The sequence below is a fragment of the Algoriphagus ratkowskyi genome, assembly GCF_002150505.1.
GTDB classification, from domain to species: domain Bacteria; phylum Bacteroidota; class Bacteroidia; order Cytophagales; family Cyclobacteriaceae; genus Algoriphagus; species Algoriphagus ratkowskyi.
In genome coordinates this window covers 261519-286520 of sequence record NZ_MSSV01000003.1, presented here as the reverse complement: position 1 = coordinate 286520, position 25002 = coordinate 261519, and the positions used below count along the sequence as shown (strand labels likewise).

Below are 25002 nucleotides of genomic sequence, written 5' to 3'. Positions count from 1 at the left end.
CAGTTTTTTATTTCCCCTAGTTCCTGTATTTTTGAGCATCCATTACATCAGCATTACCTTACATTATATATGGCATATTTATTTACCTCAGAATCAGTATCTGAGGGGCATCCAGATAAAATCGCAGATCAAATTTCTGACGCGCTAATTGATAACTTTTTAGCATTTGACCCAAATTCCAAAGTAGCTTGTGAGACGCTTGTGACGACTGGCCAAGTATTTTTGGCAGGAGAGGTTAATTCAGATATTTATCTTGACGTACAGAAAATCGCTCGAGACGTGATCAACCGAATCGGTTATACCAAGAGTGAGTACATGTTTGAAGGCAATTCTTGTGGTGTGCTTTCTGCGATTCATGAGCAGTCTTCTGAGATCAACCAAGGTGTAGTTCGTCAGAGTCCAGAGGAGCAAGGTGCAGGTGATCAAGGAATGATGTTTGGTTATGCAACCAACGAAACTGAGAACTATATGCCATTGGCACTGGATCTGTCTCATCTGATTCTCCGCGAATTAGCGGAATTAAGAAGAGAAAATAAGGATATTACCTATATCCGTCCTGACTCGAAGGCGCAAGTAACCATAGAATACAGCGACGATAATGTGCCACAGCGAATTGAAGCAATTGTGGTTTCCACTCAGCACGATGATTTTGACGAGGAAGTGGCAATGCTTGCTAAAATTAAGTCTGATATCATTTCGATCTTGATCCCAAGAGTAGTTGCGAAGTTGAAGCCAGAAATACAGAAGCTTTTCACTTCAGAAATCAAATACCACATCAACCCAACTGGTAAGTTTGTGATCGGTGGGCCTCATGGTGACACTGGTCTGACTGGTAGAAAAATAATTGTAGACACTTACGGTGGTAAGGGTGCACATGGTGGAGGGGCTTTCTCCGGTAAAGATCCTTCTAAAGTTGACCGCTCGGCTGCTTATGCTACTCGTCATATCGCTAAGAATATGGTTGCTGCCGGCATTGCAGATGAGGTTTTGGTTCAAGTATCATATGCCATTGGAGTTGCTCAACCAATGGGATTATACATTAATACATATGGAACTTCTAAAGTGGATATGAATGATGGAGCGATCGCAAAGAAAATCGAAGAGATTTTTGATATGCGCCCTTATGCTATCGAGCAGCGCTTGAAGTTGCGTAATCCTATCTATGAGGAAACTGCCGCTTATGGGCATATGGGTAGAAAAAATGAAGTGGTAACCAAAGTATTTTTATCTCCATACAGAGATGAGATCAAACTTGAAGTGGAGCTCTTCACATGGGAAAAACTTGATTACGTGGATACGATCAAATTCAAGTTTGGAATATAAAAAAACAAAGCTCTCGATGAAAATCGAGAGCTTTGTTTTTAGTATCAAGACACAAGACGTAAATATCAAGGTTTTAAGAACTTTCTATACAGTTGTTACCTCAGAAATCGGGATCACTAGGTAGAGTCATTTCTAGCTACTTATGTCTAAAAACTAATGTCTTCAACAAACATCTCTTCAATCAGCTGGGTGTAAAATTCCTTTATCTCCATTCCTGTCGCTTTTACCTGCTGAGAAATTAAGCTCGTTTCAGTCTGTCCAGGTACGGTATTGATTTCGATGAAGTAAAACTTGCCAGTTTCGTGTTGGAGAAAATAATCTACTCGCACGGCTCCTTTGCAATTGAGTTTCTCGTAGATTTTTGGGATGATGCGATTTACTCGCTCTACCTCTTCGGGAGTCTGGCGCCCAGGAGTTATTTCCTCTGTTACTCCAGGGATATACTTGGATTCAAAATCAAAAAACTCTTTGCTGCTCACGATTTCAGTGGCTGGAAGTACGGTGATTTCTCCCTTTCCCTTGTATGATCCTATAGAAAACTCACGACCTGAAATAAACTCTTCAACAAGCACTTGGGTATCTTCTGCAAACGCTTTGTCTAGTGCTTCGGGTAACTCTTCCCAAGTTTTCACTTTAGACATACCAATAGAACTTCCGCCGTTGTTTGGCTTGATGAAAAGCGGTAAAATCAGCTCATCCTTTACTCGTAGGAGGTTTTTGGTAGATTTTTCAAAAAGTTGAATTGACTTTGCAATGTGAAGTTCTTCGATATCGTCTACGATGGCTTTGGTATAACCCTTATTCATAGTGATAGCAGAGCTGAGTTGATCGCAAGTTGTATAAGGAATTCCGATCATATCGAAGTACCCCGCCAGTTTACCATCTTCTCCAGGCGATCCATGAAGAATATTAAAAACTCCGTCAAAAGTGATTTTCTCATCGCCGATTCGGATGCTGAAGTCATTTAGATCCACAGGAGTTTTTTCTCCTGAATCACTCAAAAAATGCCAGTCATGAGGGTAAATCAAAATTTTATAAACTTCGTAAAGTTCACGATCGATGGTTTTTTCCACTACGGCGGCACTTTTCAGAGAGATCACAGACTCTCCAGTATATCCACCAGTTACAAGGGCAATTTTTCTCTTCATAGGAATTTGAATTAACGCTACGAATTACTCGAATTTTAGGGGATATTCCGCAGATTTCCGCGGATAACTAACGTAGATCATAACAGATTTCATATTCAAGATGCGCTCTTTTCAAATTTAAGATCCGCGAGTGACCGCGTCATTTACTGCTACTATTTGCAGGAAACTTGAACCTCTAATCCAACTTAATCTGATCCAGATAGAACTTCATCCTTGTATGATCTCGTTGTAAAAAATCAATCTTATCGATTTTGTCCTGTTTATGATTGTAGAATACTTCCACGTACTCGTTTTCGAGAAGATAGAGGTTCACCTTATGCTTATAATAGCGGATGCCCACCACGAAAACTGCTTCGGTGTAAAGAGTACTAATTTTTATGTGAATAGGTAGGCTGGCGAATTCTTCTTTGCTCATAATCTTCGATTGCTCTCGTTAAGATAAGAAATGAAACTCTTTTTTGACTAAAAAAGGTTGATTTCCGATTGGCTTCGGCTTATACTTGAACCAACAAAAACCACTATGTTGCGCAAAGAATTCCGTTTTACTGCTTTTTTTATTGTTTTAGGATTGATGCTTGCTACTTCGTGCGCATCTAAAAAGAAAGCAGCCAGAGAACCGTTTAATACTGTCATTCAGACTGCTAGAAGCTACACCGGCACTCCTTATCGATACGGAGGAACTACCCGAGCTGGGATGGATTGCTCTGCCTTGGTTTATCATTCATACTATGCAGTGGGAATTTCGATGCCGAGAATCTCCACGGATCAAAGTAAAATGGGCAAGAGTATTCGCACAAATGACATTAAGCCCGGTGATGTTTTATTTTTCGCCACAGGCAAAAAGAAAAAACAAGTTACTCACTCCGGAATTGTGACGGAAACTTCCCGAGGTGATGTTCGATTTATCCATTCTTCCACTTCATTGGGAGTATCTGAAGATTTTCTAAGCAATAATTACTGGTCAAAGGCATTCTTATTTGCTAGGAGGATATTGGATTGATCCCCAAGTTTATAAGTTTTTCGACCTTAACTTTCGACAATTAATTAAGAAGCTGTAGATTATTTCCCAAATTTCCTTTGGGTTTAGGCATTATTGGTTAATTTTGCGGTCGAATTCAAAAAGCATATCCTTTTTACATTTCAATTATCAAATGGCAAATATTGGAAAGATAACTCAAGTGATCGGGCCCGTAGTGGACGTTTCATTCGAAGGCGGGCAACTGCCAAACATCCTTGACGCGGTAGAAGTTACCAAAGAAAACGGCCAAGTGGTCGTGATGGAAGTTCAACAGCACTTGGGCGAAGATCGAGTGAGAACTATCGCAATGGACTCATCTGAAGGGATGGTTCGTGGCATGGAAGTAAGAGACTTAGGTCAGCCTATTTCTGTTCCTACTGGTGAAGGTATCAAAGGTCGTCTTTTCAACGTGGTCGGAGAGCCTATCGATGGTCTTCCTGCACTTCCAGTTGGAAAAAGACTCCCTATTCACAGATCTGCTCCTCGTTTTGAGGATCTTTCTACAGCTACAGAAGTTCTTTTCACAGGTATCAAAGTAATTGACTTAATCGAGCCTTATGCAAAAGGTGGTAAGATCGGTTTGTTTGGTGGCGCTGGTGTAGGTAAAACTGTATTGATTCAGGAATTGATCAACAACATTGCGAAAGCATACGCTGGTCTTTCAGTATTTGCTGGTGTTGGTGAAAGAACAAGAGAAGGAAATGACTTGCTTAGAGAAATGATCGAGTCAGGCATCGTTACTTACGGTGATGACTTCGTCCATAGCCTTGAAACAGAAGGTGGATGGGATCTTTCTAAAGTTGATTTGAAAAAATTAGAAGACTCTAAAGCAACCTTTGTTTTCGGTCAGATGAACGAGCCTCCAGGGGCACGTGCACGAGTTGCCTTGACAGGTTTGACTTTGGCAGAATATTATAGAGATGGAGATGGCGATGAAGCTGGTAAGGATATTCTATTCTTTATCGACAACATTTTCCGATTCACTCAGGCAGGTTCTGAAGTGTCCGCACTTCTTGGACGTATGCCATCAGCGGTAGGTTACCAGCCAACTTTGGCTACAGAAATGGGTACCATGCAGGAGCGTATTACTTCTACTAAAAACGGTTCCATTACTTCTGTACAGGCGGTATATGTACCTGCCGATGACTTGACCGATCCGGCTCCAGCGACGACTTTCGCTCACTTGGATGCTACTACAGTACTTTCTAGAAAGATCGCAGAGCTAGGGATTTATCCAGCAGTGGATCCTTTGGATTCTACTTCTCGTATTCTTTCTCCGGATATTTTGGGTGAAGAGCATTACGGATGCGCTCAGCGTGTGAAGGAGCTTCTTCAACGTTACAAAGAATTGCAGGATATTATTGCTATTCTGGGTATGGAAGAGCTTTCTGAAGAGGATAAGCAAGTGGTGCACAGAGCAAGACGTGTTCAGCGTTTCTTGTCTCAGCCTTTCTTCGTAGCAGAGCAGTTTACTGGCTTGAAAGGTGTATTGGTAGATATCAAAGACACCATCAAAGGCTTCACTATGATCATGGACGGTGAGTTAGATCACCTTCCTGAGGGAGCTTTCAACCTAGTAGGTAGCATCGATGATGCGATTGCTAAGGGAGAGAAAATGTTGGCTGAAGTAAGATAAATTGGTTGTTAGTTGTTGGTTGTTAGGTCAACGGACAAACAACCAACAACTAACAACATTACTATAATTTACCGGAGGGCTTTAACTTTTAAAAGGGAAGTCTCCAAACGATAAAATTCCATGCATTTAGAAATCGTCACACCGGACAAAAAAGTATTTCAGGGGGAAGTATCCGAAGCCAGTTTTCCTGGTGCCAATGGATCATTTCAGGTGCTGAACAATCACGCTCCGATCGTTTCGGCTTTGGCAAAGGGAACTGTTTCCTTTACCACTCCTGAAGGAAAGCAATCCATGATCGTGGATGGCGGAGTAGTGGAAGTAAAAGATAATGTGATCGTATTGCTAGCCGAGAAAGTGGTCGCTTAAGCAATTTATCCGAATATATTAAAAAGGTCTCCTGTGTGAACGGGAGACCTTTTTTGGTTTAGCAGGGAGAAGTTATAGGCAACTAGTTTTATTAATCTTCAATAGGCCTAATCACGGCTCGTTTGATGTATTTTTCGTCATTTATTCTTAGATTTCCTTCAAAAAAATATAACGTGTCATTTGCTACCCCAGCAAGATGCCCTAATTCAAAGAAAAGTCTAGGAATATTTTCATACCATAACTTTTGAATTTTATCGTAAATTATTAAATGAGTGAAAAATTGTCTTTCTTTTAATAAGCTATTCTGTTCAATCATCCAAGTTTGGATATATATTTTCTCATCAGTTTCTATAATTTTTATAAAATTGTGGTTAAGTGGGGTAGAAGCTAGATCGCCTCCAGCCATCATGTCCTCTGATGAAATTGATCTTTCTGATCCAACAAGTTGGTAGTTAAAGTACCTACTTTTAGGTAGCATAATTTGCTCTGATACTTCAAATGGGAAGCTATCTGATATTCGACTTATTAATCCTTCATGAGGAAAACTAAAGAGAAAATATTTATTTAAATGACTCGAAACCAAATAATTTTGCGCACTAATGGATCCAGGGTAATCTTTGATTATTTTAGGATATTGCAAAAATCCTTCTATTGGATTGCCTAAACTATCAAAAGAGTATATCATTTTATTTAAATCGTTATAATAGTTTGGGTCATAGGCATCAAAGAATGAATTTTCTAATTCCACAAAAAAGTTATCTCCCACTTTTTTGAATTTGGATAAAGCTAGTTTGGGAGTTTTTCCTTCAGGTAGTTTTAGTTTAATACTTTTAAGATAGAAATTATTTTCCAAATCAAATTTTTGAATCACCCCCCTTTTTCTATCTAAGATATATATAATAGGGTAATCGGTTAGATCGAATGATGATGGAACAAATGGTGCTTCCGGATGATTTTTTGCTGTGATTTGCCCAAGTTCATCTCCGTTGATATGAAAAGTACTAATTCCAGGTGATTTTATAGAAGATACAACAATAATAGAATCTTGAATTAGTTTAGACTCCAATTGCCCATTTAGAAAATATTTTTTTTCCTTTACTATTGAAGAATCAACAACAACCATTTCTACTAAGGTTGGTGGCGGAGTATCCGAATCTGATGGGTTTTTACATCCAAATAGAATCAATGATACTCCTAAACAAACAATACAGCGCTGAATCATTTATTTATTAATTAAACGTCACACCAATGTTGAGTCGGACCACCACAATTCCAAAATAAACATTCTCCGCAATCAGCATAGCTACATCCGTCATCACCCACAAAGTGTGTACATGGCCCTGCTTCTGCTTTCACTGGCTGCACAACCGCAAAACTACCCAAGACCATACCTAGTACGGCAAGGGTCATAATCATCATTTTTTTCATTTTCGTTTATGTGTAAAGTTTTTAATTGATTTACTGTCATGACGTTATGAAACTAGGAAATTGTTTTGAATACTATTCTATTAGAAACAAGAATTTAACTAAAAAATAGTTTAACGGCGTTTTTTTTTTGTGAACGGTAAAAACAGTGAGAAGTATTCAAGCTTTTTATTTCTTCACCATATTTCTAAGCCAAAAAAAAGGAAACCCGTAGGCTTCCTTTTTCATTGAAATGTATTTGTAAATCAACCACACTTAGAAGAACCGCAGTCCTTACAGGTCAAGCAGCCTTCTTGGTAGATTAGATTGACAGATTTGCATTGCTCACAGGCTTGACCTTTAGCTTTTGTTCCATCCTCTACGTAGCGCTTCACTGCTCTTACCACACCGTTTTTCCAGGTATTGATAGATTCGTTATCCAACTGTAAGCTATTGATCAGGTCCACGATCTTATCTATCGGCATGCCGTAGCGAAGTGTACTAGAGATCAGCTTGGCATAGTTCCAATATTCCGGATCAAACTTATGCGACAGGCCCTCAATAGTCGTCTTATAGCCTCGCATGTTCTTGTACTGGAAGTCATAACGTGAGCTGCCATCTTCATTTCTATTTTTGATGATCACGCCATTGTTCACCCATCTTGGTATCAGGATGCCGTCTTGGTCATCTGATAGACCTGTAAATACCTCATAAGGTCTCCCGTCGATCAGGCCGATGAATGCGATCCATTTCTCCTTGTTGTTCTGAAAGCGAACTACATCAGCTTCCAGTATCTGAGGACGTTTGGTAGGAAAAGGCGTGAGTGATCCTTCTACTACCTCTTTTTCTTCTTTTTTCTCCTCGTTGGAAATCAATACTCCTGATCTCGATCCGTCTCTATACACAGTCACCCCTTTGCAACCGGCTTCCCACGCTGCCATATACAATTGACCGACAAGTTCCTCAGTTGCATCGTTTGGCAGGTTGATCGTCACAGAGATTGAGTGATCCACCCACTTTTGCACGGCTCCCTGCATACTCACTTTACTCATCCAGTCCACATCGTTGGAAGTAGCTAAATAGTAAGGAGACTTCTTGATGATCTCATCCAATTCTGCTTGTGGGTAGTTCTTTGAAGTATCTATTCCTTTGACTTCCATCCACTGCTTGAATCTATGGTGGAATACTACATATTCCTCCCATGAATCTCCTAGCTCATCTATAAAATCAACACGAACATTCTTGTCATTTGGATTTACCTTTCTTCTACGCTTGTAAACAGGCATAAATACCGGCTCAATTCCAGATGAAGTTTGTGTCATCAAACTCGTCGTGCCAGTTGGCGCGATAGTTAGAAGAGCGATATTTCTCCTTCCATACTCCAACATTTCATAGTAAAGCTTTTCGTCAGCTTCTTTCAATCGTAGGATAAATGGATTATTCTTTTCGCGCTCTGCATCGAAAATACCAAATGCTCCTCTGTCTTTCGCAGTATATACTGATGCTCTGTAGGCTTCAATTCCTAAAGTCTTATGTACTTCTACTGAGAATTCATTTCCTTCTACACTTCCGTATCTGATTCCAAGGCCTGCAAGCATATCGCCTTCAGCGGTGATGCCTATTCCTGTTCTTCTACCTTCTTCAGCTTTCTTCTGAATGTTTATCCAAAGGTTTCTTTCCGTAGCTTTTACGTCATCTTGTTCTGGATCAGCATCAATTTTCGCGATAATAGCATCGATTTTTTCCAGTTCCAGATCGATGATGTCATCCATCATGCGTTGTGCTGCATGAATATGTTTTTTGAATAATTCGAAATCAAACTTCGCTTCTGAAGTAAATGGATTCTCTACGTAAGAGAAAAGATTAATAGCCAATAAGCGACAAGAATCGTATGGGCAAAGCGGGATCTCTCCACATGGATTTGTCGAAACCGTCTTGTATCCTAAGTCAGCATAGCAATCTGGCACTGATTCATTGATGATGGTATCCCAAAAAAGAATTCCTGGCTCAGCAGACTTCCATGCATTATGGACGATTTTCTTCCAAATTCTCGTTGCTTCTATCGTTTTTGTGAATTTAGGAGTTTCGCTGAAAATCGGATATTTCTGAACATAGTCCGTATTTCCTTTCACGGCTTTCATGAACTGGTCATCTATTCTCACAGAGACATTGGCACCAGTGACTTTGCCTTGTTCTAATTTTGCATCGATAAAATCTTCAGAATCTGGGTGATTGATAGATACTGACAGCATCAATGCGCCACGTCGACCATCCTGTGCCACTTCTCTTGTAGAATTAGAGTAGCGCTCCATGAAAGGAACTATGCCAGTGGAGGTAAGCGCAGAGTTTTTGACAGGTGAACTCTTAGGGCGAATATGAGAAAGGTCATGGCCCACACCCCCACGTCGCTTCATTAGTTGCACTTGCTCTTGATCGATCTTCATGATTCCTCCATAAGAATCAGAATCACCATTGTTTCCGATTACAAAGCAATTAGAAAGTGAGGCGATCTGATATGGATTACCAATTCCAGCCATCGGGCTACCCTGAGGCACGATGTATTTAAAGTCCTTGATCAGGTCAAAGATCTCCACTTCTGAAAGTGGGTTTGAATATTTGGATTCTATTCTTGCCAGTTCCTTAGCAATCCTAGTATGCATGTCGTTTGGAGTGGATTCATAAAGATTACCATCTGAATCTTTCAACGCATATTTGTTGATCCACACACGAGCAGCTAGCTCATCTCCTTTAAAGTAGGCTGATGAAGCTTCAAATGCTTCGTCCTGTGTGTATGTTTTGGGTGGGACTTTGGTGTGGATCTGTGTGCTCATTTGCTATTGGATTGAAATTGTGCTGATGCTGTAAGAATACTTGAAGTAAGCGAAAATTTCAATTCTAAAAAATTATTATTATCACAAAGTTTACAAGAAAAATATACAATGTATTGATATACAGCAATATATAAAAAATTGATGTGTGAAAAGTTTACAAAAAATATTTTTTTATATTTTTTAATTAAAAACAATTTCTTTTGAATGCTTCAACATAGAAGTCTGATGTACAAGTGATTTAAATAAGGATAATTGATTATCCTCTAGTGTTTTTTGTATTATGTAATTATAAAAACTAATTAAACATGTTTTAACCCTTGAACATAGTCAATAAATGCTGTGAATAACTTCCGTCTTCACGAGCCCTTTTTTTTGAGTAGCGATACACGGGCTGATAGCTTTTAGTTGCTTTCAATTACCTGGCCTTTTTCACGATATAAATCTACAGGTCCATCTAGCAGTACGGCTAAGACTGTGATGTCCTTGTCATACACATTGTCTGGAATATCTATGTATTTCATGCCGGGTACTGCGCTCCAATACATTTTACCCACTTCTCTAGCTTGAAGCTTGGTGCCGTTTCCCACTACCCATACGCGCTGAATTTTGTTTTTCAGACCTTTGATGGCAAGTGATTCATTCACTTTATAGTCAAGGTAGATATAGAGTATGGTTTTGTCGGGTGAAAGTGTGGTAGGAGCATACACATGCCCTTCGGGGATGCCTGCCTGAGTTTCATAGATTGCTGATGCATGTTTAGTAGTCCAGCGTCCAAATTCATTCAGGATATTTTCGGCCTGCTCAGGGACTGATCCATCTTGTTTTGGGCCGAAATCGAGTAAAAGATTTCCTCCCATGTGAAGACAGTCCACAAAAATTCTTAGTAGTTCGCCTGGACTTTTGTACTGATCGTCATTTTCCTGATAGCCCCAACTGTTGTTCATCGTCATACATAACTCCCAAAATTCGCCTGATGGTCTAGTCACAGGTACTCCTTGCTCTGGAGTGTCATAGTCGCCATAGCCTGGGCCCAGTCGAGAATTGATGATCAAGTCAGGATTATAGGATTGCAACTTCTTCTTCAGTTCTTTACTTTTCCACTCCTCTGGCGAGTGCTCCCAGTCGCCATCAAACCAATATAAGTCTGGATTATATCGGCTGGAAAGCTCTTCAAGTTGCTGGAAGTTGAAGTTCACAAATTTTTGAAAGCGTGCTGGATCATTTTTGTAGCGGAAGGTCTCTCTAGTATTTCGGTCGTAATCAGGATGCGACCAGTCTAATACAGAAAAGTAAATCCCTTTCTTCAACCCTTCATTTTCAAGGGCTTTCATAAAGGGTCCAACTAAATCTTTACCGGCTGGAGTTTTTTTCACGACGGAAAGATCTGTGGCTTTCGTGTCCCAAAGAGCGACTCCATCGTGGTGCTTTGCCGTAAGCACAGCGTATTTTGCTCCACTGGATTTAATGAGTTTTGCCCATTTTTCCGGATCATAATTAGATGCTGTGAAGCCCGAAAGTTGCTTCATGTAATCGTCATAACTGATGTAATCATTAAAAAATGACCAGGATTCGTCAATTCCATTGACGGAGTAAATGCCCCAATGAATAAAAAATCCCAATTTCGCATCCTTGAACCATTCCATTTTCTCGGGATTTTCTTGAGAGAATACTTGGTTAGCGTTGCTAAGTAATAAAATTGAAATACCGAATGCTAGAAGACAGCTTTTGATTGTATGACTATTGTTCACGTAGATTTTATAAGTAAGGGGATAAATCTAGGGAAATCGCCTGTAAATATTAGAATCCAAAGAGAAGTTGAATGGGAGAAGATTTTTTAATCTACAATTGCAGGGTTCCCAGATAGCATGATAATTTTAATATTACCAATGATGAAGGGCTTTCAATAACATTTCTTTCCAGGTAATTGGGAGACTTTGATACTAAGAAGTCAGTTTATTGAATTTTTTAAAGTCAATTTGAAGTAAATAAATTATTCGGTATATAATAAGTTGACTTGCAGATCTAAAGCTTCTTTTATCTCCTGTTTTTCAAACCAAGATTGTTTTAGAATAACCTCGCCAGAAGGGGATATCAATATGGCCATATTTGGTGCTTGACCTACCTGATGCCAAAATTCGTTTTTGGCTCCATCCAAAAGTACTGGCGTATTAATTTCTCCTTCTTCTATCCATTTTTTTGCTAACTCTATTCGCTCTTGTCGAGTTCTCGGTTGTTCTGCGGCTATTCCTGCTTCTATGTTACTAGGCATTAGCCAAGGAACTTCGCTCATTGAGTAGGGACTAGGGGAGTCCTGAGGATGTGCTTCTAGAGTATTTACTAGGTAGACGTCCACTTTATCTTTGTAGTTTTCATAAAGCCAATCAATTGAATGCAATTCCCTGCGTGTAATATCACACGTGTAGCTGCCTGTTATTAGGAGCTTTGGTCTTTGATGGTTTTTATATGATATGTTGAATTTTTTTCCATTGAGTTTAAAGAAAGTGATGTCAGGGAGTTGTTGGCCTCGTTGGATTCCCACGTCTGAAAAATCCATTTTAGTTAATACTCCTTGAGAGATGGCAAATTCAATTGGTTCAGAAGTAGAATTTTCACAGGCGAAGCAAAGAATGGATATCCCTATTGCGCCTAATTTAATTTTAGATAATCTCATAGTTAAACAGATTAATTAAAAAGTGTAAACGATTTTTGCAAAAATTGTATAATAATCCTGCAATAGATTACAAATATAGTTAATCGGTTAAAATACCACTTTGTCGCACTTTAGAGGGTTTAACCGGATGAAAATGGATTGAATTGACAAGTGATGACTTCATCCGGTCGAATAAAAATGATGGGACCTAGTGTAAATCCTCGATTCTTATGTAGCTATAGAAGAAATTTTTTCTACCTTTGTGCCCACGAAAGGGGGTGTATAGATATGATCATAGTTAACGTAAAAGAGAACGAATCAATCGAGAAAGCGCTAAAGCGTTTCAAAAAGAAGTTTGATAAGACTGGTGCAGTCAGAGAACTTCGTGCGAGACAAGCTTTCATAAAGCCTTCTGTTAAAAACAGAGCTCAAAAAATCAAGGCAGCGTACAAGCAGCATCTTCAAGAAGAAGCTAACGGTTAAGCTAAATTGATTTGTTAGATACCAAACGCACTTGTCTTTAGGCAAGTGCGTTTTTTTATGTCCGCTTATAATTATGAGCTATAATTATTCGCAATTTTTCTCCATCTTATCTACCGAGTTACGTGCCACATGATCGATTCTTTTATCAATTATCTAGAGTTTGAGAAAAAAGCCAGCCCGCATACTGTGGATGCTTACCGTCGTGACTTGGAGCAATTTGAAGAGTTTACATCCCTTTCCTTCGAAATAAATGACATTTCTCAGGGGACGCATTCGGAGCTAAGGGCTTGGGTAATTGACCTAGTAGATAGAGGCTTAAGTGCTACTTCGGTCAACCGAAAAATCGCCACTCTACGATCCTATTATAAGTTTTTGCTTAGATCAAGGATCATTTCTTCCGATCCAACGTATAAGTTAAAAAGTCTTAAAACTCCGAAAAAACTTCCTGAATTTGTACAGGAATCGGTCATAGAATCCGTTCTTAATGAAAGCATCTATGAGCAGAGCTTCGAAGGTCAACGAGACAAAATGGTAATGGAATTTCTTTACCTCACTGGAGTAAGACTTTCGGAGCTAATTGGATTACACTGGTCAGACATCAACTTGATAGAGGATTCAGTTAAGGTGCTTGGAAAGAGAAAAAAGGAAAGAATAATACCTATAACAAAAGGTTTAAAACAGAATATATTGCTGTACAAAAAAGTATTTGAGGAAAGATTTTCTAAACTTGGTCAAAGTGACTATTTTATTGTCAGTAATCAACAAAATCAAAGTTACCCTATGATGATTTTTCGTATCGTCAGGCACTATTTAGATCTTTTCGCGCAGACTTCAAAGCGTAGCCCACACGTGCTGAGACATACTTTCGCCACTCATCTCCTTAATAAAGGCGCAGATTTGAACGCTGTCAAAGATTTGCTCGGTCATGCAAATCTTGCTGCCACACAGTTGTACACGCACAATTCAATGGAAAAACTCAAGGCTGTGTTCGAACAGGCACATCCAAAAGCATAAAATAAATTATTTGTTCACCACTAAAAGCAAACGAATATGAAACTGCAGATGCACTCCATCCATTTTGACGCCGATCGAAAATTGATCGACTTTATTCAGAGAAAAGCTGACAAACTGGATACTTACTATGATCAAATCATAGACGGAGAGGTTTTTTTGAGGCTCGACAAAAACGACAACAACGCTAATAAATTAGTAGAAATCAAACTTAATGTACCTGGTAAGCAATTTTTTGCTAAGACTCAGGCTGATTCTTTTGAAGCTGCTTCTGACGATGCCATTGAAGGTCTAAGACGTCAAATCAAAAAATATAAAGAAAAAGTAGTGCTGGCTAAACAGTAACGGCTTAGGATAGTAATTTTGCAGCACCTCTCAGAAATTGAGAGGTGCTTTTTTTTGATACATTATCTTATGCAGAAGTCTCCGAATTACACACTATACTTTTGGTTGGTCACGATTGGCCTAGTTATCGCCAAAGTCATTTTTACCCTAAGACCTGAGATAGATCTGTTTACAGAAGAAGCGCAATATTGGCTCTGGTCTCAGAATATGGCTTGGCATTATTACTCCAAACCTCCTTTAGTGGCAGTGCTTAATTATGTCAGTACGGCTATTTTGGGGAATACAGAGCTAGGAGTTCGGATCAATGCTATAGCATTAGGAATCGGAATGTCTTGGATCACTTTTCTTTTTGGGAGGCACCTTTATTCATCTCAAATTGGATTTTGGTCTGCGATGATCTTGCAGGCAATGCCTATGTGGTGGTTAGCTTCTACTTTTCATATGACTGACACATCGCTTACTTTTTTTTGGGGATTGAGTATTTACTTAGCCTATCGAGGGTTAGAGTCGGGTAAAAGTTCTTGGTGGATATGGGCCGGTGCAGCAACAGCCCTTGGCTTGATGGCCAAAATAGTGATGATATTGATCTTCCCATTCTTACTTTTTTTCCTATTTTACAATCGTACTTGGAAGTCCCAACATAAGAATTACATCCTTTATGTTACCATCAGTTTACTTGGGTTTATCCCAGCTATGGTTTGGAATTGGCAGAATGATTTTGATACGTTTAAGCATTTAGCAGCACTTAGCGGAGGTGGGAAATCTGAAGCATTTGATGCTGGAAAGGCTTTTTCTCGATTTTTTGAGTATTTGGGTGGGCAGTTTGTAATGATTTCAGTGCTTTTGCTTCCGATTTTTGGAGCTGCATTTAGAAAAGCTGTCAAGTCCAAAGATATGGTGAAAATCTATTTGCTCTTACCTGCACTGATGTCATGGGCGGCGTTTGCTGGTTTAAGTTTTCTTACAACTATCGAAGTGAATTGGCCCGTGTTTGCATACGGCAGTTTAGCAATTCTGATGGCTGCCTGGATCAGTGAGCAAAGCTTGATTTGGCAGAGATTTCGAAATTGGGCGATAGGTTTGAGTATAATTTTGCCATTAGTGTTTTTGCTTCCTGACTTCACTTTTCTGAAAAGTATTCCTGTGATCAAAAATGCTGAGAAGTCTGCATTCAGAAGAATGTCAGGCTATGAACCTTTGGCAGATAGGCTGGTTGCACTTAGAGATAGCTTAGGGGTTAAGGATGCTTTTGTGTTTTCTGAAACTTACCATATGGCTTCCGAGCTTTCTTTTTACCTTCCAGAGCATCCTCAGACGTACATGCTAAATATGGGGGCAAGGAAAAATCAATTTGATCTCTGGCCTGGTCTAGAGCAGTTTGTTGGCACGGGTAAAGTAGGCATTTTTGTGAGTTGGAATTATGATTCTCCAGGTGAATTTGCCGATTTTCAGGACTTGATCTACGAGGAAGAGTTGCCGATTAGCTTTAGAGATGAGTCCTTTCGTGTGGCAAAAATTCAAGTATGGAGAAAATTACTAGTTTTTAATCCTTACGTATCAGAAACGTATTAAAAGGCCTTTTTCTCTAGCCAATAATAAATTTTACCATTCTCTTGTACTAGATAATCAAATGCTGGGTTGCTAAGATTCTGAAGCAGGAAGGGGATTTTTTTGGAATCCCAATTTACTGAGGCCACCTGTATATTGTATTCGTTTTCTGGTAGTATAAAAAGGTATTTGTCCTCAATGATCAAATATTTATACTTAGAGGCTTTATCTACCAACTCCTGATCTGTCAGCAGTTTTTCTCCAGTAATATTAGTCAGGTAAAAATCAGGGCCGAGATAAATTCGGATTTTGCTGCTGGTATGTATATTTCCGATAAAACCAAATTCCTCTTTATTGTCTATGCCATTTGCTTCAACGAAAGCAGATACTTGTTCTCCTTGCTCAGGTAGTGATATTTTTGCTGTAACTGTAGAGAGAAGAAAAAATAGAAGTAAGAATGAATATGCAAGTGCTTTAGGAAGCTTTTCATTCTTTAAGGTAAGTCTGAACAGATAAGTTAGGATTATCAATCCCAGAAGGATTTGCAGATATATCCAAGTTGTACTGCCTAAATTAACATTGATCCAAAGACCAAAAAGTCCTATAATTAGACAAAGAGTAAGGAAAAACCAGATGCTGATTTTTAAGCCTTTCTCCCTCAATTCAAAACCTGCTCTCACCAGCAGCCATCCCAAAAGCACGGAAAGTACTGGGGCCACCGGTAATAAATAGCGCTCATAAAACTTGGACGTCATGGCTCCCATACCCAAAATGGCCAATCCCCACAGAAGTGCAAATCCGAAGAATACAGCGTTTTCGGACCATCCCTTCTTTAGATTCACTTTGAATCTGGGAATTAAAAATAGAATCCAAGGGAGGTAAATGCCAATTAGGATAGCGACTGCTAGTAAGCCATTTTTTAGAATTAATAAATATCTAGAAGTTACTCTATTGCCGACTTGATCTTCTAGAAAGCTGTCTAAGTAGGTTGGTCCGTGAATTTGCCACATCGCGACAAACCAGAAAAGTCCTATGAAAAGAGCAACTACCATGGAGGGAAGATGAAGAAAAGTCCTGATTGAGATCTTTTTCCATGGATTAAATAAGAGATATAGAATTCCTAATCCGCCTAATGCCACTGCAGGAATTCCTTTTATTTCAAAAGCGAGTGCTAAACTGATATAGAGTAACCAGAGGTATTTTTTAGGAGCTTGATCACCGAAACGGATCAAACCTGCGAATCCAACTGCACTCGCTGTCATCGTTAGTCCTAGGAGGACATCCGGAATGGAACGTGTAGCTGATAGTATCAACACCGGATTTGCAGCGATGATGAGCGCAGAGATCCCTGCAACTTTTTTATCTTCAAAAAGTAATTTTGCGAGCCAATAAGTAGCACCTACAGTTAGAGATCCAGCTAGTAAGAAGAAAATTCTAGAAGCGAAAGCACTCACTCCAAAAAGCTTAAATCCTGCCAATACAACCCAATATGTGCCAATTGGTTTGCGGAAGCGCAGTTCCCCATTTCCCAAATAAGTGGTTAAGTAATCTCCGTTTTGCAGCATTTTCACAGCAGCATCAGAGTAATACATTTCATCTGGGAAGTGCATATGGAAACTCAATGCAAAGGGACCAACTAAGATGGCAAATGCTGCCATGACAACCCATGGATTGATTTGGGAATCTTTTAAAGACATGCCACAAAGATAATCCGATTGAACTTTGTCACACCAAATTTTCGTTGGCTTGCGAAAGCGAATTCAAGCTTTTTTGTCCTAGGAAGTAATTTCCCGTATTTTTGACAAAATTTCAACCCATGTCCAAGCCACTAATTTCCGTAGTAATCACTGTTTTTAACGAAGAGGATAATATCCAGCCGCTTCTAGAACAAACTTATACTGCTCTGGCGGCGATCGATTATGAGGTGATTTTGATTGAAGATGGTTCTACAGATAGGACTGTGGCAGAAGTGAAAAAGTATGCAAACAGTCGTACCAAACTGATTATTTTCAATAGGAATTTTGGACAGACAACTGCGCTTGCGGCAGGAATTGACATGGCAACTGGAGAGTACATCTGCACCATGGATGGGGATTTGCAAAATGATCCTACCGATATTCCTGTCATGCTTCAAAAAGCTATCGACGAGGAATGGGATGTGGTAGCAGGTCGCAGAGCAAATCGAAAAGATGGTTTTGTGCTTCGTAAAATTCCAAGTAAAATCGCCAACTGGGTGATTAGAAACACGACCAAAGTGTATTTGAAAGATTACGGCTGTACTCTTCGTGTTTACAAAGCTGAGATCGCACAGGGAATGGGATTGTATGGAGAGTTACACCGTTTTATTCCTGTTTTGGCTAAGCAGCAAGGTGCAAAAATGACTGAAATGGATGTGAAGCATCATCCACGAATTCACGGTGAGTCAAAGTATGGCCTGAGTCGAACATTCAAAGTGATGTCAGATTTAATTCTGATGCTATTTTTTCAAAAATACTTTCAGCGACCAATTCACTTATTTGGTGGTATAGGTATTATCGCGTTTATGATCGGTATGATGATTAATTTTTACTTACTCGTCCTTAAGCTAATGGGTGAGGATATTTGGGGAAGACCGATTATGATTTTGGGATTTATCTTGGTATTGGGAGGTATTCAGTTTATTACAACTGGAATTATTGCGGAGATTATAGTCAGAACCTATTTTGAATCTCAGAATAAGACAACTTACAGTATTAAGTCTGTTTACCAAGGCATTGCCAACCCTGTTTTGGGTGTGCAGTAAAAGGTTGTTAGTCATTTAAAGTTTTCATACAGCATTTATATTTTGGCGAAAACAGAGAGTTCTTTTAAGAAGAAATTAACGACTGTCTTGAAACTGGTTCTTACCGGCTTGGCGCTCTTTCTGGTTTTTCGGAAAATCGACACGGATCAGCTTTGGGAGATCACTAAAACTATTCGATGGGCTTGGTTAGTACCTGCAATTCTCATTTTTGTGCTGAGTAAATTGTTTACAGCATTTCGACTCAACCTATATTTTAAAAATATCGGTCTAAAAATCTCCGAAAAGCTCAATATCAAACTTTACCTGATTGGGATGTTCTACAATCTCTTTCTTCCAGGGGGGATTGGTGGTGATGGCTATAAGGTGTATTTGCTGAACAAGCATTATCAAACTCCTGTCAAATCACTCGTTCAAGCCTCCCTTTTGGATAGATTGGGCGGTTTGGTAGCCATCGTTTTTCTGTTACTAGTATTGATTCTTCCCGTGGATTTGAACTTGCCTTTTGCTTCCCAAATTCCTTGGGAGATTTTAGTTATAGTAGCAGCTTTGCTGGTTTTTCCAGCTTTTTGGTTGATGCAAAAGGTAATGTTCAAAGCCTTCTTGCCTTCTTTTTGGAAAGCAAATGGTTGGTCGATGGCTGGTCAAGTAGCTCAGCTCATCTGTGCTTGGTTTATATTAATGAGTCTCGGTGTGACGGAGAATTTTCTAGCTTATCAGCTGGTATTTTTGCTCTCCTCTATCGTGGCAGTGTTGCCGTTGACTATCGGTGGAGTAGGCGCAAGGGAGTTAGTTTTCGTGTATGCGCACACCTATGCAGGAATTGATGAAGCAACTGCAGTGGCATTCAGTCTGCTATTTTTCTTGATTTCGGCAGTGATTTCTCTCACAGGATCTATGATTTCGATTAATTTCAATGAAAAGGATCAATCAGCGGATGTTTAATGAAATAAATAAAATGTCCTCTTTATAATGTAAAATTTCAATTTATTTTGAATATCCGAATTTGCGCTATTAAATGGCAATAGCGACTAAAAATATGATAAACAGTTGTATTTCAAGAGGTTCGACAATAATTCTTCCAGTTGGATAAGCTAAGAAATAGAAGTTACTGGCATCATTGCGGATAATTATCTGTACGGATGAGTTCCCGGTTTGGACATCATTAAAATTCGAATTTCCTACCTTTGCCAAAATTTTAATCATATGACTCGATCAGAACTTTTTTCCCAAATCCAGAAAAAATCTTCCTTTTTATGCGTAGGTCTTGATGCTGATCTGGAAAAGATTCCTGCTTATTTGAGAAGAGAATCTGATCCGATCTTCAGCTTTTGCAAGGCCATAATTGAAGAAACAGCTGATTATGCAGTGGCGTATAAGCCAAACATTGCCTTTTTTGAAGCATTGGGCCCTAGCGGTTGGGAGACGCTGCAGAAAATCAATGAGCTCATCCCAAATGAGATTTTCACCATTGCGGATGCTAAGCGTGGAGACATCGGAAATACCTCTAAGCTTTACGCGAAAGCATTTTTTGAGAAAATGGACTTCGACTCGGTGACAGTTGCACCTTATATGGGAGCTGATAGCGTAACGCCATTTTTAGAGTTTGAGAACAAATGGGTCATCCTTTTGGCCTTGACTTCCAATGCTGGTTCGATGGATTTTCAACTGATAAAAGATGAAAATGGTAAGCCGCTATATCAATCTGTATTGGAAAAAAGCCAAGAATGGGGTTCGCCTGAAAATCTGATGTACGTGGTCGGCGCTACTCGTGGAGAGCTAATCGGAGAAGTGAGGAAATTAGTACCAGATAATTTTTTCCTAGTTCCTGGAGTAGGAGCGCAGGGAGGCAGTCTGGCCGAAGTTGCTAAATATGGTATGAACTCAAGCTGCGGTCTTTTAGTGAATTCCAGCCGTGGGATTATTTATGCTTCTGGGGAAAAAGACTTCGCGCAAGCAGCGAGACAGGAAGCTAAGAAGCTACAAGTAGAAATGGAGAGTTTGCTCGCGAATTATCTTTGATTGCATAATTGTGTAGCTAATATTTTGAAAGTCAGGGTTTCCTGACTTTTTTTATTTTCAGCTTTTGTTTAATTTCATTTGATTTTTAAACTACACTTTTATGATATTCAAAGAAGACTTTTTACAGCTAGTCTGGAAATACCAATATTTTGAAAAGGCGAAACTTCGCACCACTGCTGGTGATGAATTGAAAATTATACAAGTAGGATTTCATAATCAAAGTGAGGGTCCCGACTTCAGAGATTCTGTGGTTGTCATTGAAAATGTGAAACTTCATGGACACGTGGAAGTTCACAGATTGGCAAGTGAATGGAAGCAACATGCGCATGGTGGCAATCCAGCTTATAATTCTGTAGTCCTTCATGTGGTTTGGGAAGATGATTTGGAAGTTCTACGAAATGACGGAACTGCTATGCCGACCTTGGAGCTGAAAGGATTAATTTTTTTAGATATCTGGCGAAATTATGAGCGAATGCTGGACTACAAGTCTGATTTACCTTGTGCTCATGGATTAAGGGATGCGCCTGAGATTGTGCGATTTTCAGCATTGGAAAAAGCCTTAGTAGAAAGACTCCACGAAAAATCCACACTGATATTAGAGATTCTCAAAGCCACCACGGAAGACTGGGAAGAAACAGCCTATCGTTGGCTGTTCATCTGCTTTGGTTTTAAAACAAATAGTCAAGCAATGGGAGAATTGGCGTCTTTGGTCCCGTACAAAGTCCTTCAAAAACATAGAGATCAATTGCCCGTATTGGAGGCTATCCTGATGGGGCAAGCTGGCTTGCTGCCTTTCGAGTCTGATGAACCATACGTGCAATTCTTGATTCGCGAGTATGATTTTTATAGAAAAAAGTATTCTTGGGATCAGCCTATGAAGCGGCAACATTGGACATTTATGGGTGTTCGACCAAGTAACTTCCCGACTGTGAGGGTCGCTCAGCTTGCAGCGATTTTATCTACAGCTCCTAATCTCCTTCAGTCCGTGATGCAGGATTCTCATAATTTTGCAAGTTTCAAAAAGCTACTGAAAGTGAAACCTAGCGATTATTGGCAATATCATTACAGTTATGGTAAGCCATCGGAAAGACAGTCTAATTCGGGGATCTCCAGTACTGCTTTGGAGCTTTTGGTGATCAATTATGTGATTCCGCTTTGGTTTGCGTACGGACGATATTTCGAGGAGGCGGACTGGCAGGAACGTTGTTTTGATTTGTTGCAGGAAATCTCTGCAGAAAATAATCACATCATTAGACGATTCCAAACTCATGGCTGGACTGCTGTAAATGCATTTGACTCTCAAGGGATGATTGGACTTTTCAAGAGTTATTGCCAACCCAAGAAGTGCTTACAATGCAAAATTGCCCAAGTACTCATCAAATCAGAATCCAAATGATTTTTGGGTAAGCCAGTGAATTCCTGTATTTTTGCAGCCTGAATTGTAAAAAAACTATGGAAAAACCAGTTATAATTTTTGGGGCAAAAGGTATCGCTCATTCCGCACTTGAAATATTCAATAGCAACAATGTTGTTGTTTTTGGATTTTTAGATGAAGACGAAAAACTACACGGAACCGAGATCAATACAGTTTCTGTACTTGGAAATCCTGAAGACGACGGCTTCTTGAAATTAATAGGTCAGAAGGCTGAGGCATTTGTGGCAGAAGAGAACCCTAAATACCGTAAATTCTTGGTAGAGCTATTGAATGATCGACGTAAGGTGCAACCGGTGAATGCAATTCATCAGAGGTCTTACATTTCTACAGATGCCACCCTTGGTCATGGTAACTTCATCAATGCTAATGTGAATATCGGTGCAGGAGCTGAGATCGGAAGTCACTGTATTATCCACTCAGCTGCGGTGATTGAGCACAAAGCTAAGCTAGGAGATTTCGTGCAAATCGGAGCAGGTACTGTGATTAATGCAGAGGTGACCATCGAAGAAGGAGCTTTTATTGGTTCTGGAGCTACGATTATTTCCGGAGTTACTATTGGCAAAAATGCCAGAGTCGGAGCAGGGTCTGTGGTTATCGCATCTGTCGGGTCGAATGAAACCGTTTTTGGTAATCCGGCAGCAAAAATTAAATAAATATTACGATTTTTGATTTACGAATTACTAGGATATTCTAAATGTTAATCCCTTTTAAAACAATAAATCTTTTATCTAAAATCATCTATCCCAATCCTGAAAACACCCTGCCGCAACAGGGCTTTAGTTATGGAAAATATTAATTATCGAATTCTCCTCTATTATTGCTACGCCAAGATTGATAATCCTGAGGAATATCGTGAGCAGCATCACCTATTTTGTATCGAGAATAATATTCGAGGCCGAATCATTATCTCTGATGAAGGGTTGAATGGAACTGTCTCTGGTTTAGTCAAAGATTGCGAGAAATACATGGAATTCATCCATGCTGATCCTCGATTTGTAAAGACGGAGTTCAAAATTGACACCCATGAGACACATGCATTTACCAAAACACATGTGCGTTATAAGCCGGAAATTGTTCATAGTGCTCTGAGACACCTCGATCCAAATGTGAAAACAGGGAAGCATCTCAACCCCGAAGAGTTTAAGAATCTAAAGGATCAGGAAGATGTGGTTATCTTGGATGTACGTTCAAATTACGAACATGAGTTAGGACACTTCAAAAACGCATTGACGCTTGATATCGACAACTTCCGTGATTTTCCAGAGAAAGTAAAGGAGCTGGAACATTTGAAAGGGAAGAAGGTTTTAACCTATTGTACTGGAGGGATTAAGTGTGAAAAAGCTTCTGCATTCCTTTTGGAGCAAGGTTTTGAAGATGTATATCAACTTCACGGTGGGATCATCAAATACGGCATGGAAGCTGGCGGAGAAGATTTCGAAGGAAAGTGTTATGTATTTGACAATAGAATCGCTGTCGATGTAAATACGGTAAATCCAAAGATTGTATCTACTTGTCACTTATGCGGGACACAATCAGATCGTATGGTGAATTGTGCCAATCAAAGCTGTAATGTGCACGTTGCGATGTGCGAAAAATGTGGTTGGGAAATGGAAGGAACTTGCTCTACTGAATGCAAAGCAATTCCCGACAAGCGTACCTACGATGGAACGGGATACTACCAGAAGAATACTAACGGTTATAATCCGTACAAAGGCTTGGTCCGTAAGCCCAAAGAAAAATCAAATGCTTAACTTGTAGCGTGAGCAGACAAATCCCAGAATCCGAATTAATATTGAATGCTGATGGAAGCATTTACCACTTGTATTTGAAGCCAGAGAACCTGGCTTCTCTTGTTTTTACGGTCGGTGATCCTGACCGGGTTCCAATGGTATCCAGCTATTTTGATCAAGTAGATTTCAAAGTTAGTAAGCGGGAGTTTGTTACTCATACTGGTAGACTCAATGGCAAACGGGTTACGGTGATGAGCACGGGTATGGGTACTGATAATGTTGAGATTTTGATGACTGAGTTGGATTCCTTAGTGAACGTGGATCTCAAAACACATACAGTCAAGCCCATAGAAAAGAGTTTAGAAATAATCCGATTGGGTACTTCGGGCAGCATGCAGGCGGACTTACCTGTCGGTAGTCTATTAGCCTCCGAGATTGCAGTCGGGATCGATACTTTAATGCAATTTTATCCTGAACTGAAAGGAAATCAAGCCTGGTCAAATTTGGTCAAAAATACACTTGATCTTACATTTTTGCCTTACCAGGCTTCTGCATCAGTGGACTTGTTACAAAGATTACCTTCCGAATTTCACCGTGGGGTTACACTCACTGCACCTGGTTTCTATGCGCCACAAGGAAGAGAGATAAGGTTGAAGCCAAAGTTGGATAATATGATCGAGCGATTGGCAGAGTTGGAAATTCAGGGGTTGAAAATGACAAATTTTGAAATGGAGACTGCGGGATATTATGCGATGGGACAACTCTTGAATCATAGAATGCTAAGCCTTAATGCAATTGTAGCGAATCGTCCGACAGGGGAGTTTGATAAAGAAGCTGAAAAAACCGTAGATCGTATGATCCGCGCAGCCTTAGAAGTTTACTGCTGAAAAAATATCACCCTTTATGCTTGGATTTGATTTTGGTAGATAGGCTTTTCTATTTTGAAATCCTCCCACTCATGGTAATCAATACCCTGAATTATTTTATTCATAAATTCGGCACATTCCTGTTTGCACAGATAGATGCCAAAGAGTGATTCACTTTTGTTGACAAGAAAAGTTCTGCTGCTGTCAAACATTTGCACCAGGTCTTTCCAAGATCCTAATACGAGTAGCTCGTCACGATTTTTTATGGTTTGGATTACTTTAAATTCCCCTTGAAGGCTTGAAATTTTCATCTTACAAAAAAGTTAAGTTAGTAGAAATAATTATTCAAACTTAACCAAAAATACAAGATGACTCAATACGTATAAACACGTATTTTTTGCAGTAGA

The 25002-nt window shown here is 39.6% G+C and carries 24 protein-coding genes; 15 read left to right on the top strand and 9 right to left on the bottom strand.

Annotated elements, in window-relative coordinates; all coding sequences use genetic code 11:
• The first annotated feature begins 69 nt into the window (after positions 1 to 69).
• Positions 70 to 1323 carry a methionine adenosyltransferase gene (metK, locus tag BVH02_RS04835; RefSeq protein WP_086499627.1) on the top strand — a complete coding sequence of 418 codons (1254 nt, stop codon included), beginning with the start codon at positions 70 to 72 and terminating at the stop codon, positions 1321 to 1323.
• Positions 1324 to 1469: 146 nt separating this feature from the next.
• Here the strand turns inward: metK and BVH02_RS04830 are convergent, their stop codons facing one another.
• Positions 1470 to 2471, bottom strand: a complete 1002-nt coding sequence (locus BVH02_RS04830; RefSeq protein WP_086499625.1) for a D-alanine--D-alanine ligase — start codon at positions 2469 to 2471, stop codon at positions 1470 to 1472.
• 175 nt (positions 2472 to 2646) lie between these two features.
• Entirely contained in the window at positions 2647 to 2886 is a 240-nt protein-coding gene (locus BVH02_RS04825) for a hypothetical protein (protein ID WP_086499622.1), read from the bottom strand.
• 105 nt (positions 2887 to 2991) lie between these two features.
• Here BVH02_RS04825 and BVH02_RS04820 point away from each other — a divergent pair, with 105 nt between their 5' ends.
• The 3 genes from BVH02_RS04820 (at position 2992) to atpC (ending at position 5491) form a co-directional block, all read left to right on the top strand.
• Positions 2992 to 3471 carry a C40 family peptidase gene (locus tag BVH02_RS04820; RefSeq protein WP_086499620.1) on the top strand — a complete coding sequence of 160 codons (480 nt, stop codon included), beginning with the start codon at positions 2992 to 2994 and terminating at the stop codon, positions 3469 to 3471.
• 151 nt (positions 3472 to 3622) lie between these two features.
• Complete coding sequence (gene atpD, locus BVH02_RS04815) at positions 3623 to 5125, top strand: F0F1 ATP synthase subunit beta (protein WP_086499618.1); 1503 nt, start codon at positions 3623 to 3625, stop codon at positions 5123 to 5125.
• A gap of 120 nt (positions 5126 to 5245) precedes the next feature.
• A complete protein-coding gene (gene atpC / locus BVH02_RS04810) occupies positions 5246 to 5491 on the top strand; it encodes an ATP synthase F1 subunit epsilon (protein WP_057936785.1) in 246 nt (81 codons plus the stop codon).
• Between the two features lie 91 nt (positions 5492 to 5582).
• On the opposite strand, the gene BVH02_RS04805 is transcribed toward atpC, so the two are convergent.
• From BVH02_RS04805 to BVH02_RS04785, 5 genes are all read right to left on the bottom strand, one after another.
• The gene (locus tag BVH02_RS04805; protein ID WP_086499615.1) at positions 5583 to 6713 is read right to left on the bottom strand and encodes a hypothetical protein; all 1131 of its coding nucleotides are present in this window, start codon (positions 6711 to 6713) and stop codon (positions 5583 to 5585) included.
• An 11-nt stretch (positions 6714 to 6724) separates the two neighbouring features.
• Positions 6725 to 6901 carry a hypothetical protein gene (locus BVH02_RS21365; RefSeq protein ID WP_158093856.1) on the bottom strand — a complete coding sequence of 59 codons (177 nt, stop codon included), beginning with the start codon at positions 6899 to 6901 and terminating at the stop codon, positions 6725 to 6727.
• Positions 6902 to 7161: 260 nt separating this feature from the next.
• Positions 7162 to 9726: an adenosylcobalamin-dependent ribonucleoside-diphosphate reductase gene (locus tag BVH02_RS04795; RefSeq protein WP_086499611.1), complete on the bottom strand. Its 2565-nt coding sequence runs from the start codon at positions 9724 to 9726 to the stop codon at positions 7162 to 7164.
• 401 nt (positions 9727 to 10127) lie between these two features.
• The gene (locus BVH02_RS04790) at positions 10128 to 11474 is read right to left on the bottom strand and encodes an alpha-L-fucosidase (protein ID WP_262481332.1); all 1347 of its coding nucleotides are present in this window, start codon (positions 11472 to 11474) and stop codon (positions 10128 to 10130) included.
• Positions 11475 to 11716: 242 nt separating this feature from the next.
• Positions 11717 to 12397 carry a hypothetical protein gene (locus BVH02_RS04785; RefSeq protein ID WP_086499609.1) on the bottom strand — a complete coding sequence of 227 codons (681 nt, stop codon included), beginning with the start codon at positions 12395 to 12397 and terminating at the stop codon, positions 11717 to 11719.
• A gap of 267 nt (positions 12398 to 12664) precedes the next feature.
• On the opposite strand from BVH02_RS04785, the gene rpsU reads away from it, so the two are divergent.
• From rpsU to BVH02_RS04765, 4 genes are all read left to right on the top strand, one after another.
• Positions 12665 to 12859, top strand: a complete 195-nt coding sequence (gene rpsU, locus BVH02_RS04780; RefSeq protein WP_086499605.1) for a 30S ribosomal protein S21 — start codon at positions 12665 to 12667, stop codon at positions 12857 to 12859.
• Between the two features lie 129 nt (positions 12860 to 12988).
• Complete coding sequence (locus BVH02_RS04775; protein ID WP_086499603.1) at positions 12989 to 13873, top strand: tyrosine-type recombinase/integrase; 885 nt, start codon at positions 12989 to 12991, stop codon at positions 13871 to 13873.
• Positions 13874 to 13909: 36 nt separating this feature from the next.
• Entirely contained in the window at positions 13910 to 14215 is a 306-nt protein-coding gene (hpf, locus tag BVH02_RS04770) for a ribosome hibernation-promoting factor, HPF/YfiA family (RefSeq protein ID WP_086499599.1), read from the top strand.
• Between the two features lie 69 nt (positions 14216 to 14284).
• Positions 14285 to 15787, top strand: a complete 1503-nt coding sequence (locus BVH02_RS04765; RefSeq protein ID WP_086499596.1) for an ArnT family glycosyltransferase — start codon at positions 14285 to 14287, stop codon at positions 15785 to 15787.
• On the opposite strand, the gene BVH02_RS04760 is transcribed toward BVH02_RS04765, so the two are convergent.
• Entirely contained in the window at positions 15784 to 17460 is a 1677-nt protein-coding gene (locus BVH02_RS04760; protein ID WP_086499593.1) for an ArnT family glycosyltransferase, read from the bottom strand. The genes BVH02_RS04765 and BVH02_RS04760 overlap by 4 nt on opposite strands.
• A gap of 119 nt (positions 17461 to 17579) precedes the next feature.
• Here BVH02_RS04760 and BVH02_RS04755 point away from each other — a divergent pair, with 119 nt between their 5' ends.
• The 7 genes from BVH02_RS04755 to BVH02_RS04720 all read left to right on the top strand — a co-directional run bounded on the left by BVH02_RS04755 (position 17580) and on the right by BVH02_RS04720 (position 24616).
• Positions 17580 to 18545, top strand: coding sequence for a glycosyltransferase family 2 protein (locus BVH02_RS04755; RefSeq protein ID WP_086499591.1), 966 nt, complete (start codon positions 17580 to 17582; stop codon positions 18543 to 18545).
• Between the two features lie 87 nt (positions 18546 to 18632).
• A complete protein-coding gene (locus BVH02_RS04750; protein WP_240507393.1) occupies positions 18633 to 19487 on the top strand; it encodes a lysylphosphatidylglycerol synthase transmembrane domain-containing protein in 855 nt (284 codons plus the stop codon).
• Positions 19488 to 19748: 261 nt separating this feature from the next.
• The gene (pyrF, locus tag BVH02_RS04740; protein ID WP_086499584.1) at positions 19749 to 20564 is read left to right on the top strand and encodes an orotidine-5'-phosphate decarboxylase; all 816 of its coding nucleotides are present in this window, start codon (positions 19749 to 19751) and stop codon (positions 20562 to 20564) included.
• 100 nt (positions 20565 to 20664) lie between these two features.
• Entirely contained in the window at positions 20665 to 21960 is a 1296-nt protein-coding gene (locus tag BVH02_RS04735; RefSeq protein ID WP_086499582.1) for a DUF2851 family protein, read from the top strand.
• Positions 21961 to 22016: 56 nt separating this feature from the next.
• Entirely contained in the window at positions 22017 to 22652 is a 636-nt protein-coding gene (locus BVH02_RS04730) for an acetyltransferase (RefSeq protein WP_086499578.1), read from the top strand.
• Positions 22653 to 22781: 129 nt separating this feature from the next.
• Positions 22782 to 23750: an oxygen-dependent tRNA uridine(34) hydroxylase TrhO gene (gene trhO, locus BVH02_RS04725; RefSeq protein WP_086499576.1), complete on the top strand. Its 969-nt coding sequence runs from the start codon at positions 22782 to 22784 to the stop codon at positions 23748 to 23750.
• A gap of 8 nt (positions 23751 to 23758) precedes the next feature.
• Positions 23759 to 24616, top strand: coding sequence for a nucleoside phosphorylase (locus BVH02_RS04720; protein WP_086499574.1), 858 nt, complete (start codon positions 23759 to 23761; stop codon positions 24614 to 24616).
• 14 nt (positions 24617 to 24630) lie between these two features.
• Here BVH02_RS04720 and BVH02_RS04715 read toward each other — a convergent pair whose 3' ends face one another.
• The gene (locus BVH02_RS04715; RefSeq protein ID WP_086499573.1) at positions 24631 to 24906 is read right to left on the bottom strand and encodes a hypothetical protein; all 276 of its coding nucleotides are present in this window, start codon (positions 24904 to 24906) and stop codon (positions 24631 to 24633) included.
• Positions 24907 to 25002 lie beyond the last annotated feature (96 nt).